Source organism: Citrobacter sp. GW821-FHT02E08 (assembly GCF_059421685.1).
Window position 1 is genome coordinate 202,007 of the sequence record NZ_JBWKVL010000006.1, and the last position, 15,166, is coordinate 217,172.

Below are 15,166 nucleotides of genomic sequence, written 5' to 3' on the forward strand. Positions count from 1 at the left end.
GGATATAAAAGGAAATGCTATGAAGTCTGTATTAAAAGTTTCACTGGCTGCACTTACCCTGGCTTTTGCGGTGTCCTCTCACGCCGCGGATAAGAAACTGGTTGTCGCGACCGACACGGCCTTCGTTCCGTTTGAATTCAAACAGGGCGACAAATACGTTGGCTTTGATGTGGACCTGTGGGCTGCCGTAGCAAAAGAACTGAAGCTGGATTATGAACTGAAACCGATGGATTTCAGCGGCATCATCCCTGCGCTGCAAACCAAAAACATCGATCTGGCGCTGGCAGGCATCACCATTACAGAAGAACGTAAAAAAGCGATCGACTTCTCTGATGGCTACTACAAAAGTGGTCTGTTAGTGATGGTGAAAGCGAACAACAACGACGTCAAAAGCGTAAAAGACCTGGATGGTAAAGTCGTTGCCGTGAAGAGCGGAACCGGTTCTGTTGATTACGCGAAAGCCAACATCAAAACCAAAGATCTGCGTCAGTTCCCGAACATCGATAACGCGTATATGGAGTTGGGCACCAACCGCGCAGACGCTGTTCTGCATGATACGCCGAACATCCTGTACTTCATCAAAACTGCGGGCAACGGCCAGTTTAAAGCGGTTGGTGAGTCTCTGGAAGCGCAGCAGTACGGTATTGCTTTCCCGAAAGGCAGCGATGAACTGCGCGAGAAAGTGAACGGCGCGCTGAAGACGCTGCGTGATAACGGCACCTATAACGAAATCTACAAAAAATGGTTCGGTACTGAACCTAAATAAAACAGCCTGAATATCGGCTCGTCGTGCCCGGTGGCGCTCACGCTTACCGGGCCTACGTTTTAGCCCCTGTTTGCATCTAACAGTATGGGCATTTGAATAATTTCACCACGGTAACAGGAACGACATATGCAGTTTGACTGGAGTGCCATCTGGCCCGCCATTCCGCTTCTCATTGAAGGCGCCAAAATGACCTTGTGGATTTCGGTCCTCGGTCTGGCCGGCGGTTTGGTTATCGGGCTGGCAGCAGGCTTTGCGCGCACCTATGGCGGTTGGATTGCCAACCACGTTGCGCTGGTCTTTATTGAAGTCATCCGCGGTACGCCCATCGTCGTGCAGGTAATGTTTATCTACTTCGCACTGCCAATGGCGTTTAACGATCTGCGGATTGACCCGTTCAGCGCCGCCGTCGTCACCATCATGATCAACTCTGGCGCCTACATCGCAGAGATTACGCGTGGGGCCGTGCTCTCAATACATAAAGGTTTCAGCGAAGCCGGACTGGCGCTTGGGCTCTCTCGCACAGAGACCATTCGTCATGTCATTTTGCCACTTGCGCTGCGCCGCATGCTGCCGCCGCTGGGTAACCAGTGGATCATCAGCATTAAAGATACTTCACTGTTCATTGTTATCGGCGTGGCTGAACTCACTCGTCAGGGCCAGGAGATCATTGCCGGTAACTTCCGCGCACTGGAAATCTGGAGCGCCGTTGCGGTGTTCTACCTGATCATTACGCTGGTATTGAGCTTTATTCTGCGTCGTCTGGAAAGAAGGATGAAAATCCTGTGATTGAATTTAAAAACGTCTCTAAGCATTTTGGTCCAACCCAGGTGCTGCATAACATCGATCTGAACATCCGTCAGGGCGAAGTGGTCGTTATTATCGGGCCTTCCGGCTCCGGTAAATCCACCCTGCTGCGCTGCATCAACAAACTGGAAGAGATCACCTCTGGCGATCTGATCGTCGATGGCCTGAAAGTGAACGATCCGAAGGTGGACGAGCGCTTAATCCGCCAGGAAGCCGGGATGGTGTTTCAGCAGTTCTACCTCTTCCCACATCTGACGGCGCTGGAAAACGTCATGTTCGGTCCACAGCGCGTACGCGGCGCGAAAAAAGAGGACGCGGAGAAACTGGCCAAAGAGCTGCTGGCGAAAGTCGGGCTGGCGGAACGCGCTCATCACTACCCGTCTGAGCTTTCCGGCGGCCAGCAACAGCGCGTGGCGATCGCCCGTGCGCTGGCGGTGAAGCCCAAAATGATGCTGTTTGATGAGCCGACCTCCGCGCTCGATCCGGAACTGCGCCACGAAGTATTGAAAGTGATGCAGGATCTGGCGGAAGAAGGCATGACGATGGTGATCGTGACGCACGAGATCGGCTTCGCCGAGAAAGTGGCCTCACGTCTGATCTTTATCGACAAAGGCCGCATTGCGGAAGACGGTAACCCGCAAACCCTGATTGAAAATCCACCCAGTCAGCGTTTACAGGAATTTTTACAGCACGTCTCCTGATCCCCGCTCTTACCTCCCTTCTTTCGGAAGGGAGGTTCCCTGCGAATTGTCCCATTTCAAATCCCTCCTCCCCCATCCTCTATACTTATCCTTTTGTTTTACTTTCTCACTGGAGGAGTCATGCGGTGGATTCTGTTCATCCTCTTCATTCTACTGGGCGCTCCCGCCCATGCAGTCGCGATACCCGGCGTAACGACGGGCACGCCGTCTCAAGCGGGCGCGGCACCCACAACGGAACCTGATGTCGAACAAAAGAAAGCGGCCTATGCGGCGCTCGCAGACGTGCTGGAAAATGAGACGTCGCGTAAAGAATTGATTACGCAGTTACGGTCAGTCGCGAAGACGCCTCCCGCAGAGCCGGTGCCTAAAATCACGCCCCCCACGCTTGCTGAAGAAAAAACCGTGCTGGAGAATGTCACTGACATCAGTCGCCATTACGGCGACGCGCTCTCCGGGAAGTTTGCCCAACTCTATCGCAATATTACCGACGCCCCGCACAAACCCTTCAATTCACAATCGTTTACAAATGCTCTGACCCATTTTTTAATGCTGGCGGCCTCCGTCTTCACCTTTTACTGGGTCATCCGTCTGTGTACGCTGCCGCTGTATCGCAAAATGGGTCAGTGGGCGCGTAACAAAAATCGCGATCGCAGTAACTGGCTACAGCTACCCGCAATGATTGTCGGCGCGTTTATTATCGACCTGCTGCTGCTGGCGCTGACATTATTTGTCGGGCAGATCCTGAGCGACAAAATGAACGCCGGTAGCCGCACCATCGCATTTCAGCAGAGTCTGTTCCTCAATGCGTTTGCGCTGATTGAATTTTTCAAGGCTATCCTGCGCCTGATATTTTGCCCTGGCGTGCCAGAGCTACGCCCGTTTAATCTTCAGAATGCCGGAGCACGCTACTGGAACCGCCGTTTAAGTTCGCTCAGCAGCCTGATTGGCTATGGATTGATTGTCGCCGTCCCCATTATCTCCAACCAGGTGAATGTCCAGGTTGGGGCGATGGCCAACGTCATCATCATGTTGTGCATCACCTTATGGGCACTGTATCTGATCTTCAAAAACAAGCAGGAGATCACTGAGCATCTGCTGGATCTGGCGGAACGTTCGCTGGCGTTTTTTAGTCTGTTTATCCGCGCCTTTGCCCTGGTGTGGCACTGGCTGGCCAGCGCCTATTTCATCGTGCTGTTTTTCTTTTCTCTGTTTGATCCCGGCAATAGCCTGAAATTTATGATGGGTGCCACGGTACGCAGTCTGATCATTGTTGGTGCCGCCGCGTTTATCTCCGGGGTCTTCTCTCGCTGGATAGCCAAAACCATCACCCTGTCTCCTGAAACACAGCGAAACTACCCCGAGCTGCAAAAGCGGCTCAATAACTGGCTCTCTATGGCGCTGAAAGTAGCGCGATTCCTGACGGTCTGTATCGCCGCCATGTTGCTGCTGAACGCCTGGGGATTGTTCGACTTCTGGAACTGGCTGCATTACGGCGCGGGGGAAAAAACGGTGGATATCCTGATCCGCATCGCGCTGATTCTGTTTTTCTCTGCCATTGGCTGGACTGTACTGGCCAGCCTGATAGAAAACCGTCTGGCCTCCGATGTCCACGGGCGTCCGCTGCCCAGCGCCCGCACGCGCACGTTACTCACGCTGTTTCGTAATGCGCTGGCGGTGATCATCAGTACCATCACCATCATGATTGTGCTCTCGGAAATCGGGGTCAATATCGCGCCGTTACTGGCAGGCGCCGGGGCGTTGGGGCTGGCGGTTTCATTTGGCTCGCAAACGCTGGTGAAAGATATTATTACCGGGATCTTTATTCAGTTTGAAAACGGCATGAACACCGGCGATCTGGTGACGATCGGCCCGTTAACCGGGACGGTGGAACGGATGTCTATTCGCTCAGTGGGCGTACGTCAGGATACCGGGGCTTACCATATTGTTCCGTGGTCATCGATTACCACCTTCGCCAACTTTGTACGCGGTATTGGTTCGGTCGTGGCGAATTATGATGTGGATCGTCATGAAGATGCCGACAAAGCTAACCAGGCGCTGAAAGACGCCGTTGCGGCGGTGATGGAAATAGACGAAGTGCGCGGCCTGATTATTGGCGAGCCATCATTCTCCGGCATTGTGGGCTTAACCAATACGTCATTTACGCTGCGCGTATCGTTTACCACATTGCCGCTGAAGCAGTGGACTGTCCGCTTCGCGCTCGACGCTCAGGTCAAAAAACACTTTGACCTCGCCAATATCCGTACCCCGGTGCAAACGTATCAGGTTCTACCGGCACCGACCGGAGGGACTGCGGCGGCGCAACCTCTGCCGCCAGACGAACCGACGCTCTAGGCCGGTCAGCGTTTCTGCGTCATAAAGCGGCGACGCTGATCGTTATCCATAAAGGTCCAGGCGATAAAGCGACTCTGCTTTTGCCCCTGGGCCATCTCTTTTTTAACGACTTTGACCGCGCCAACATCCGTTAGGGCACGATACAGCGGGGGTAAATTCTCACCGCGCGAGACCAGCGTGGTAAACCACATCACCTGACGGCCAAACGCCTGGCTCTCCGCGATCATTTTTTTGATGAACGCCACTTCGCCGCCTTCACACCATAACTCCTGCTGCTGCCCGCCAAAATTCAGCGCATCGTCTTTATCCTGCCCGAGGTTACGGCGTTTACGCTCGCTGCCGGCACGCGCAGAAGCGGCCGAGTCATGGAACGGCGGGTTACACAGGGTGGCTTCAAACTGTTCATTTTTATGAATAATGCCGTTGAAAATCGCCGTAGGATCTTTTTGTCGACGCAAACGGACTAACCGGGTTAACCCCGGATTACCCTTAATAATCGCCTGAGCGCTGGCGAGCGCCTCATCACTGGTTTCGCTTCCGGTAAAGCGCCAGCCATATTCATGCGCCCCAATCAGCGGGTAAATACAGTTCGCCCCCACGCCCACGTCCAGGATGCTCGCCGTGGTTGGAATGGTTCCCGTCGTCTCACCGAGCAGATCGGCAAGATGGTGAATATAATCCGCACGCCCCGGTACCGGTGGACACAAAAAACCGTCCGGAATATCCCAGCTCGTCACGGCGTAGAAATGCGCTAACAGCGCTTTGTTCAACGCCTTTACTGCCAGCGGGTTGGCAAAATCAACGCTTTGTTCGCCGCCTGGCGTGCGAACGAGGAATTGCGTCAGCTCTGGCGTGACCTGGCATAATGTCGCGAGATCGTAACGACTGTGGTGACGGTTACGGGGGTGTAATCCCGGTTTCTGGGGGGACATGGCATTCTCCTTTTAACAGCGGCGTAAGATACCCGTATAACGCAACGCGGTAAACATGCTTAAGCGGCGAAAACCTTTATGACGCCAGAAGGTTATCAACAAAGCACATAAATTTTACTACCAGAGTTACCCAAATAAGCAATATTTATGTCCTTGATTTGTCAATATTCGTCAATATATATTGTTCAAAAAATGAGCAGATCTTCATCGATTTTTTGCGTTAATTGTCGTCCTCTGACGTCCTAAACTTATCAGGCACTACCTGTTGTTTCTCAGAGGAAGTCATCATGAAAAAATGCCTCACTTTACTTGCAGCCACCGTACTTACCGGCCTGACGTTTGCCTCATTTGCCGCACCGCCAATCACCAGTCCAGAAACCGGACAGCTAAGAGCGTCTGGTACCGTTTCCGCTTCAGGGGCGACTAACCTGAGCGATCTGGAAGATAAACTGGCTGAAAAAGCGCGTGAGCAAGGCGCTAAAGGTTTTGTGGTTAACTCCGCTGGCGGTAATAATCAGATGCACGGCACTGCAACCATCTACAAATAACGCTGTTACCTGCTCAACTGCATTCATCCTGGATGCAGTTTCCTCCTCTCCTGTCGCTCTTTTGCTTCTTCAATATCCGCTTAATTTGTAAACACTATGTGTGAAATTTGAGAGCCATGTAAATAAATGTATTTATTTTTTTACGAATGAATGATAGAAAGTCGCGCCAAGTGATAATCCTTATCAAAATCATTATCACTTACGATTCCACACCGACGAGACCTGCAGTGGCATGACATCCGCAGAGATGTCCCCTTCGCGGTGTGGAAATATCAATCAAATAATAAAAAGTCGCTTATTAACATGGATAAAAATCGCAACCTGCCTTCCAGTAGCTTCCATTCGCTCACGTTTTTTGCCGGTCTGTGCATCGGACTTTCACCCGTTGCACACGCTGTCGCCGCAGATGAACAGACAAAGAAACAGGATGATACGTTAGTCGTGGAGGCCTCCACCCCGTCGCTTTACGCCCCGACGCAATCCGCCGATCCGAAATTCTCACGCCCGGTGGCGGACACCACACGCACAATGACGGTGATTTCAGAACAGGTGATCAAAGATCAGGGCGCCACCAATTTGACCGATGCTCTGAAAAACGTGCCCGGCGTTGGCGCTTTCTTTGCAGGCGAGAACGGTAACTCCACCACCGGCGATGCGGTTTATATGCGTGGCGCCGATACCTCAAACAGCATCTATATTGACGGCGTGCGTGACATTGGCAGCGTCACGCGCGATACCTTCAATACCGAACAGGTTGAAGTGATAAAAGGCCCGTCCGGGACCGACTACGGCCGCAGCGCGCCGACGGGCTCAATCAATATGATCAGCAAACAGCCACGTACCGACTCGGGTATTGATGCTTCTGCCAGCGTGGGGAGCGCATGGTTTCGCCGTGGTACGCTGGATATTAACCAGGTGATAGGCGAAACCACCGCCGCGCGCCTGAACCTGATGGGCGAAAAAACGCACGATGCGGGCCGTGATAACGTTAAAAATGAACGTTACGGCGTCGCCCCTTCCGTCGCTTTCGGTTTGAGTACGCCGACTCGTCTGTATCTGAACTATCTGCACGTGACCCAGCACAACACGCCAGACGGGGGTATCCCGACCATTGGTTTACCGGGCTATTCTGCCCCTTCTGCTGGTACATCCGCGCTCAACAGTTCTGGCAAAGTGGATACGCACAATTTTTACGGCACGGATTCTGATTACGACGATTCCACGACCGATACCGCCACCATGCGTTTCGAACATGACCTGACCGACAGCACCACCCTGCGTAACACCACACGCTGGTCACGCGTCAAACAGGATTATCTGATGACCGCCGTAATGGGCGGCGCATCGAACATCACACAGCCTGACAGCAACGTTGACTCCTGGACCTGGTCCCGTCTGGCGAATACCAAAGATGTCAGCAACAAGATCCTGACCAACCAGACCAACCTGACGTCGACGTTTTATACCGGCTCCATCGGGCATGACATCAGCACGGGTGTTGAATTTACCCGTGAAACCCAGACCAACTACGGTGTAAATCCTCTGACGCCGCCTCCGGTCAATATTTACAACCCCAATAGCAACGTCCACATTGGCGGGCTGACCCGTAATGGCGCAAACGCCAATGGCCAGACCGACACCTTCGGCATCTACGCGTTTGATACCCTGCAAATCACCCGCGACATTGAACTCAACGGCGGTATTCGACTCGATAATTACCGTACCGAGTACGATAGCGCCACCGCCTGTGGCGGCACTGGACGCGGCGCGGTAGCGTGCCCGGCGGGCGCAGCGAAAGGTTCCCCGGTCACGACAGTGGACACCGCGAAATCGGGTAACCTGGTGAACTGGAAAGCAGGCGCGTTGTACCATCTGACGGACAACGGCAATATTTATGTTAACTACGCCATTTCTCAGCAACCGCCAGGCGGAAATAACTTTGCCCTCGCCCAGAGCGGCAGCGGCAACAGCGCTAACCGTACTGACTTCAAACCGCAGAAAGCGAAAACCAGCGAAATTGGCACCAAGTGGGAAGTGCTGGATAAACGTCTACTGTTAACCGCCGCGATATTCCGCACCGATATCGAAAATGAAGTTGAACAGAACGACGACGGGACGTACTCCCAGTACGGGAAGAAGCGTGTGGAAGGGTATGAACTTTCTGTGGCCGGGAACATCACGCCGGAGTGGCAGGTTATCGGCGGCTACACCCAACAGCACGCCACCATTCGCGACGGCAAAGATGTGGCACAGGATGGTTCCTCATCCCTGCCGTATACGCCGGAACACGCCTTTACGCTGTGGAGCCAGTATCAGGCCACCAGCGATCTCTCCGTCGGTGCTGGCGCGCGCTATATCGGCAGCATGCACCGGGGTTCCGACGGTGCAGTCGGCACGCCATCTTATACCGAAGGTTATTGGGTCGCGGATGCAAAACTGGGATACCGCGTGAACCGCAATCTCGATTTCCAGTTGAACGTCTACAACCTGTTTGATACTGACTACGTCTCCTCGATTAACAAGAGCGGATACCGTTATCATCCGGGTGAACCCAGAACCTTCCTGTTCACGGCCAATATGCATTTCTGATTTACATCGCGTGGGGCTCCGGCCCCACTTTTCGGAGAATCGCACATGATGTATCACATTCCGGGCGTTTTAACGCCGCAAGGCGTCGAGCAATGTCGACAACAACTTGAGCAGGCTGACTGGATCGATGGCCGGGCAACCACTGGCGCTCAGGGCGCTCAGGTCAAAAATAACCAGCAGGTTGATACCGGAAGCGAGCTGTATATCGCCTTACAGAAGGCGGTACTGTCAGCCATCAACCAGAACGCCCTGTTTTTCTCGGCCGCCTTGCCGAAAACAATTTCCATGCCGTTGTTTAACCGCTATCAGGATAATGAAACCTATGGTTTTCACGTTGATGGCGCAGTACGCAGCCACCCGGAAAGCGGCTGGATGCGCACCGATCTTTCTGCCACCCTATTCCTGAGTTCGCCGGAGAGCTATGACGGTGGGGAACTGATTGTTAACGATACCTACGGGCAGCATGCGGTGAAGTTACCGGCCGGCGATGTGGTGCTGTATCCCTCCAGCAGCCTGCATTGCGTCACCCCCGTAACACGGGGAGTCCGCGTTGCATCATTTATGTGGGTCCAGTCGATGATCCGTGATGATAAGAAACGCGCGATGCTGTTTGAACTGGACAAAAATATCCAGTCACTCAAAAGCCACAACGGCGAAAGTGAGGAGATCCTCTCTTTGCTCAACCTCTACCATAACCTGCTGCGTGAATGGTCTGAGATCTGAGAAGACGCTGTCTTGACGGTGCGATTATTGCCCCCACATTCACTACAATTACCCTATGAAATGAATGTGGAGGTAACGGCTTATGGCATCCGGATGGGCAAATGACGACGCCGTGAATGAGCAGATCAACAATACCATTGAAGATGCTGTCGCACGCGTTCGCGGGGAATTACCCCAGGGGGAAAGTCTGCATGAATGCGAAGAGTGTGGCGATCCTATTCCCGAAGCCCGACGCAAAGCCGTTCCGGGAGTGAGGTTATGCCTCGCCTGCCAACAGGAGAAAGATTCAAGAAACGAAACATTCTCAGGATATAATCGCAGAGGATCGAAAGACAGCCAGTTACGTTGACTTATCTTTACCGAAAAAATCGCGCGACGCGTTTTTCTTTACGCTCACGGTTTTTGGCGAACTGCGTAGCAAAATGTGCCGTTATCCTTTGCTCTGTAAACGGCAACAACAAGAACTGTAAATGCATAATCCGAATTTATTAATAATCAATAAGTTATTTGTCATTCAATATTTTTGATTAACGCCGTCAATTCTATTCGATTTTATCTCTCGCTAAATAACGTGATACTTATCACATCGACGGAACATCGTCTTACTAACAGAATAACCTGCGAGAAATTAACTATGAAAACCATCAAATATGCTGTTGCCGCTATCGCTCTGTCTGGACTCTCTTTTGGCGTTTTCGCTGCCGAGCCGGTAACGGCTGCACAAGCACAAGACATGAATAAAATCGGTGTAGTTTCTGCGGAAGGCGCCACTACCCTGGACGGTCTGGAAGCGAAACTGGCTGAGAAAGCCGCTGCTGCTGGCGCAAGCAGCTATAGCATTACCTCTGCATACAGCAACAACAAAATGAGCGGTACTGCGGTTATCTACAAATAATTTTTTGTCTGTATGCCAACAGACGCCCTGCTCCAACCCTCATAGACCTGTGTGTTACCCTTTGTTTGCCCGTCCACCACTGGACGGGCTTTTTTTACCTGAATCCGTTAAAAACTCTGACCAACGCGTGCCAGACCGTCTGTCAGTGTCTCCACCTCACCAGTTGCCACCAGACAGCAGGCCATTTGAATTTTCAACGCGTCAGGAACCGGTTCGCTACCCGCCAGACAGCGCTCAATCCAACGCGCCGTGGTTTCTGGATCTTTCGCGACAGGGAGTGGCACCGGCTCCTCGGGCATCTCACGTTGGCGATCCACAATCACCTGCACTCCACGCTTATCGATCAGGCTAATTTGCGGGCAGCGCTGCGGATTGGCGTACACTTCCCCTTCGGTGCCATGCATCAGCAGACTGCGTCCGCCAATGTCACCAAAGAACTTCGCCACACGTGGGACATATTCCGGATGAGAAACGCTGGCAAGACGTAAGGCGGCATCTTCTGCAAAAGGCGTCGCCAGCTTCGCCAGCGTGTGTGCACTGTTACGCACCCCCATTCGCCAGCGCATCGCCAGCTGTTTTTCCAGCGGCGGGCACAGTGTGCCGACGGGAATGAACACCGGTTGGTGTCCGTCGAGTTTTGCCTGCGCCTGACCGACATTCAGGGTCGGCGTAATTCCCAACAGTTCAAAAATAGTTTCGGTCAATACGCGAGTCAGATCTTCGCTCACCCCGTGAACCACCACCGGAAAACCCAGTTTACGCAGCAGGATAGCCAGCAACGGCGTCAGGTTCGCCTGTTTACGCGCCCCGTTATAGCTGGGGATCACGATAGGCATCGGTTTTGCCACTGGCGGCGTCAGACGAATAGTGTGGTTCTGCATCGCCTCATAGAAGCCCAGCATTTCGGCTTCGCCCTCTCCTTTAATGCGCAGCGCAATCAGTACGCCGCCCATTTCCAGGTCAGGGACTTCCCCCTTTAGCATATGGGTATACAGGCCGCGCGCGGTGTCCTGGTCCAGATCGCGGGCATGATTTTTACCTCGCCCAACCTCTTTGATGATTTTGCGGTAATCCATCGAAAACTCCTTGCGGGGGTGCACACACCATTAGCGCCGTCTGCGGCGAGTCGCTTTTGCTTTTGTTTTTACTATAACGTCTGGCACGACAGGTTGCTCTATCGGAAAAATGGGTAACGCATTCAGTAAACGCTTCCCATAATTTTTGGTCAACAGACGCTTGTCGTAAATCACCACTTCCCCCCAGCAGCTGTGGCTACGGATCAATCGCCCCACCTGTTGGATTAAATTAAACGACGCGCTGGGCAAACTCTGCACTTCAAAGCGGTAACGGTTCAGGCTTTTCAGCCACTCCCCTTCGGTGATGACCACCGGGCTGTCGATAGGTGGAAAAGCAATCTTGTGAATATGAACCTGAGTGAGCAATTCACCTTTCAGATCCAACCCTTCCGCAAAAGATTGCAGACCCACCAGCACGCTACGTTCGCCATTTTCCACCCGCTTGCGGTGCAACTCCACCAGCCGGTATCGCGGCTGATCGCCCTGAACTAACAACAGCAGACGTAAATCCGTCACATGCTCAAGAAACCGTTGCATCGCCCTGCCACTGGCAAACAATACCAGCATGCCCTGGTGTTTTTTGCTCTCAAGCTCCTGACGAAAATAGGCCGCCATCTCCGCAATATGTTGCTCTTCGTTATCGATAAGCGGCTCATACTGCATTTGCGGTATGACGATTTTCCCCTGTTCTAGATGGTTGAAGGGCGAGTCGAGGGCCACGAAACGGTCGCCCGCTTTCTCCTTCAGTCCGCTCATCTCCTGCAAGCGAGAGAAACTGTTCAGCGAACGTAGCGTGGCGGAGGTCACCACAATATGCGGCACGCTGCGCCAGAGCAGCCTTTCCAGCTGATCGCTGACGCGAATGCCGACACAGTGAAACCAGACATGCATTTGCCCGTCGCGCACATCGCGGGTGGCCCATTTGGACACCGGCGCGCCTGACGATTGTGCCAGCGACGCCAGACGCCACAGCTTGCTTTGCGCTTCGAACATGCCCAACGCACGGTTCATCTGCAAAATCACCCGATGCAGGCGCACGATATCGTGGGTTCCGGTTTTTTCGCTGAGATCGTTGAGAAACAGCTCCGCCAGCCCACGCAACATTTCTGTGAGTTTCGCCAACCGCTGACAAATCTCCATCACCTCTGCGGGCAATTCGCCCATTGAGAAGCGATGCTCCGCCTCCTGGGTGGCGGGCATATAAAGATTCAGAATCGCGTTCAGCGAGGCAATCAGCTCATACAGCTCTTCGCAGTGCGCGTTCAGACGCTCAGGGATAGCCAGTGGCGGCGTGGTTTTTGGCCGAAACTGTTCCAGACAGGTCGCCACCAGTTTGGTAAACAGATCGAGTTGCAGGCGATACCAGGGCGCCGTGATTTCAGCACTCATTTCCAGCGCATCGCGCGCAACATCGGGCAGATGATGCCCTTCATCCAGCACCAGCAGCAGATTTTTCGGATCCGGCAAAACCGCTTCGCTCTCCATTGCCGCCATCACCAGCGCATGGTTTGCCACCACCACTTCGGCTTCCTGAATCTCACGGCGCGCCACAAAGAACGGACATTCGCGGTAATAGTGGCAGTTACGGTTGAGGCAGCCGGCTTTGTCGGTGCTCAGACGCTGCCACAGTGAATCATCAATGGCGATATCGGTATGATCGCGTAAACCATCCCACTTGTAGCTGTCCAGATCGCCCTTCAGCCGGGCACAACGCTTTTGCTCTTCCTGATTGTTCGGTGTGAGTTCGTCGTCAAGAAACGCCAGCAGATCCTGTTGGTCAGGTTCGGTGCTGGCCAACGCCGCCAGATTGCGCGGACACACATACCGCCCGCGCCCAAAGGCGGCGGTGAACTTAAGATCGGGAATAATTTTTCGCAGCAGGGGAAGGTCTTTGCTGTAAATCTGATCCTGCAAGGCGACGTTGGCGGTACTCACCACCAGCGTTTTTTGTTCTTCGCGCGCGATGGCGATACCGGGGATCAGATACGAGAGGGTTTTCCCGACGCCGGTCGGCGCTTCGATCGCCAGATGTCGCCCGTCTTCCCCGGCCAGTGTTTTAGCGACGTCAGCAATCATCTGCCGCTGCGGCGCACGGGGAATAAAGTCGGGGATCTGTTCCTGAAGCGCCTTATACCAGGCAGCAATTTGCGCTTTTAGCGCAGCGGTCAATGCCATGAGAAAACCTGAAATACTGTATAAACAGCCACTATTGTGGCACTTTCTTAGACGGGTCGCAAAAAGAAAAACCCGACCATTCGGTCGGGCTTCCCGTTTACTGCATTACTCTGCCGAAGACAGTCTGCGCGGACGGCGTGGCGGGCGCGGCTTATCGCTCGCCGGTTTCGCATCACCTGACCGGCGCGAAGGTTTGGCCCCGGCTTTAGGCGCACTACCTTCTGAACGACGCGGTTGCTGCTGACCACGGCCTGCACCGCCCTGACCTTGCCCCTGTGGGGATCGGCCACGACCGCCGCCGCCGCCACCACCACGTTGCTGCTGGCGACCGTTTTGAATCGGCTCGGCTTTAATGGACGGGTCCGGCTCATAGCCCGGCAGCGCGATACGCGGGATCTCTTTTTTCAGCAGTTTCTCGATGTCACGCAGCAGTTTGTGTTCATCAACACAGACCAGCGACAGCGCTTCACCGGTTGCCGCCGCACGCCCGGTACGACCGATACGGTGGACGTAATCTTCCGGCACGTTCGGCAATTCATAGTTCACCACATGCGGCAGCTCTTCAATATCCAGGCCACGCGCCGCGATATCCGTGGCGACCAGCACGCGAATGTCGCCGGATTTAAAATCAGCCAGCGCACGCGTACGCGCCCCTTGCGATTTATTGCCGTGGATGGCCGCACTACGAATGCCGTCTTTATTCAACTGCTCCGCCAGGTGGTTGGCACCATGTTTGGTGCGGGTGAAGACCAGCACCTGCCGCCAGTCGCCCTGACCAATCATCTGCGACAGCAGTTCACGTTTGCGTTTCTTATCAACAAAATGGACGTGCTGCGTCACCTGCTCGGACGCCGTGTTACGACGCGCGACTTCGATTTCCAGCGGATTACGCAGCAATTTCTCAGCCAGCGCTTTGATGTCGTCGGAGAAGGTCGCGGAGAACAGCAGGTTCTGACGCTTCGGCGGCAATTTAGCCAGTACGCGACGAATGTCGTGGATAAAGCCCATGTCCAGCATGCGGTCAGCTTCATCCAGCACCAGAATTTCAATCTGATCCAATTTGACGGCGTTTTGATGTTCCAGATCGAGCAAACGGCCAGGGGTTGCCACCAGCACGTCTACGCCGCCACGCAGTTTCATCATCTGCGGGTTGATGCTTACCCCGCCGAAAACCACCAGCGAGCGAATGTTCAGGTATTTGCTGTAATCCCGCACGTTCTCGCCAATTTGCGCGGCCAGTTCACGGGTTGGAGTCAGGATCAACGCACGTACCGGGCGACGTCCCTTAGCATGCGGTTCATTGGAAATAAGATGCTGCAGCAGCGGCAGCGTAAAGCCCGCTGTCTTACCCGTACCCGTTTGCGCACTGGCCATCAGGTCACGGCCTTGCAGTACCGCAGGGATCGCCTGCTGCTGGATAGGGGTGGGTTCACGGTAGCCCTGCTCTGCAACGGCGCGCAAAATATCAGGATTTAAACCCAGGGAATCAAAAGACATAACTACTCCGAACCGCCCCGACCGTTCCCGGTGTAGTTTTCAGGGAGATACTCGCAAAAGAGATGACAAAAACCACAGTGTCATGAAGGGGCGGAGTGTAGCAGTTTT

At 53.8% G+C, this 15,166-nt stretch carries 13 protein-coding genes; 9 read left to right on the top strand and 4 right to left on the bottom strand.

Annotated elements, in window-relative coordinates:
* Positions 1-19 precede the first annotated feature (19 nt).
* The 4 genes from glnH (at position 20) to ybiO (ending at position 4,623) form a co-directional block, all read left to right on the top strand.
* The gene (gene glnH / locus AC07UY_RS10830; RefSeq protein ID WP_192611669.1) at positions 20-766 is read left to right on the top strand and encodes a glutamine ABC transporter substrate-binding protein GlnH; all 747 of its coding nucleotides are present in this window, start codon (positions 20-22) and stop codon (positions 764-766) included.
* A 126-nt stretch (positions 767-892) separates the two neighbouring features.
* Complete coding sequence (gene glnP / locus AC07UY_RS10835) at positions 893-1,552, top strand: glutamine ABC transporter permease GlnP (protein ID WP_203358390.1); 660 nt, start codon at positions 893-895, stop codon at positions 1,550-1,552.
* A complete protein-coding gene (gene glnQ / locus AC07UY_RS10840; protein ID WP_192611668.1) occupies positions 1,549-2,271 on the top strand; it encodes a glutamine ABC transporter ATP-binding protein GlnQ in 723 nt (240 codons plus the stop codon). Before glnP ends, glnQ begins: the two co-directional genes overlap by 4 nt.
* Positions 2,272-2,391: 120 nt before the next feature.
* The gene (gene ybiO / locus AC07UY_RS10845; RefSeq protein ID WP_494701163.1) at positions 2,392-4,623 is read left to right on the top strand and encodes a mechanosensitive channel protein; all 2,232 of its coding nucleotides are present in this window, start codon (positions 2,392-2,394) and stop codon (positions 4,621-4,623) included.
* Between the two features lie 5 nt (positions 4,624-4,628).
* Here ybiO and rlmF read toward each other — a convergent pair whose 3' ends face one another.
* Complete coding sequence (gene rlmF, locus AC07UY_RS10850; protein ID WP_494701164.1) at positions 4,629-5,555, bottom strand: 23S rRNA (adenine(1618)-N(6))-methyltransferase RlmF; 927 nt, start codon at positions 5,553-5,555, stop codon at positions 4,629-4,631.
* Positions 5,556-5,842: 287 nt separating this feature from the next.
* On the opposite strand from rlmF, the gene mcbA reads away from it, so the two are divergent.
* The 5 genes from mcbA (at position 5,843) to ybiJ (ending at position 10,310) form a co-directional block, all read left to right on the top strand.
* A complete protein-coding gene (gene mcbA / locus AC07UY_RS10855) occupies positions 5,843-6,103 on the top strand; it encodes a DUF1471 family periplasmic protein McbA (protein WP_203358393.1) in 261 nt (86 codons plus the stop codon).
* Between the two features lie 303 nt (positions 6,104-6,406).
* Positions 6,407-8,692 (top strand): catecholate siderophore receptor Fiu, encoded by a 2,286-nt coding sequence (locus AC07UY_RS10860; protein ID WP_494701165.1) that lies wholly within the window; start codon positions 6,407-6,409, stop codon positions 8,690-8,692.
* 45 nt (positions 8,693-8,737) lie between these two features.
* The gene (ybiX, locus tag AC07UY_RS10865; protein ID WP_494701166.1) at positions 8,738-9,415 is read left to right on the top strand and encodes a PKHD-type hydroxylase YbiX; all 678 of its coding nucleotides are present in this window, start codon (positions 8,738-8,740) and stop codon (positions 9,413-9,415) included.
* 82 nt (positions 9,416-9,497) lie between these two features.
* A complete protein-coding gene (locus AC07UY_RS10870) occupies positions 9,498-9,764 on the top strand; it encodes a DksA/TraR family C4-type zinc finger protein (protein WP_203358396.1) in 267 nt (88 codons plus the stop codon).
* A gap of 285 nt (positions 9,765-10,049) precedes the next feature.
* Positions 10,050-10,310, top strand: a complete 261-nt coding sequence (gene ybiJ, locus AC07UY_RS10875; protein WP_203358397.1) for a DUF1471 family protein YbiJ — start codon at positions 10,050-10,052, stop codon at positions 10,308-10,310.
* Positions 10,311-10,417: 107 nt separating this feature from the next.
* On the opposite strand, the gene ybiB is transcribed toward ybiJ, so the two are convergent.
* From ybiB to rhlE, 3 genes are all read right to left on the bottom strand, one after another.
* Positions 10,418-11,386, bottom strand: coding sequence for a DNA-binding protein YbiB (ybiB, locus tag AC07UY_RS10880; RefSeq protein ID WP_494701167.1), 969 nt, complete (start codon positions 11,384-11,386; stop codon positions 10,418-10,420).
* 30 nt (positions 11,387-11,416) lie between these two features.
* Complete coding sequence (gene dinG, locus AC07UY_RS10885; RefSeq protein ID WP_494701168.1) at positions 11,417-13,561, bottom strand: ATP-dependent DNA helicase DinG; 2,145 nt, start codon at positions 13,559-13,561, stop codon at positions 11,417-11,419.
* A gap of 105 nt (positions 13,562-13,666) precedes the next feature.
* A complete protein-coding gene (rhlE, locus tag AC07UY_RS10890; protein ID WP_203358400.1) occupies positions 13,667-15,058 on the bottom strand; it encodes an ATP-dependent RNA helicase RhlE in 1,392 nt (463 codons plus the stop codon).
* Positions 15,059-15,166: the final 108 nt, after the last annotated feature.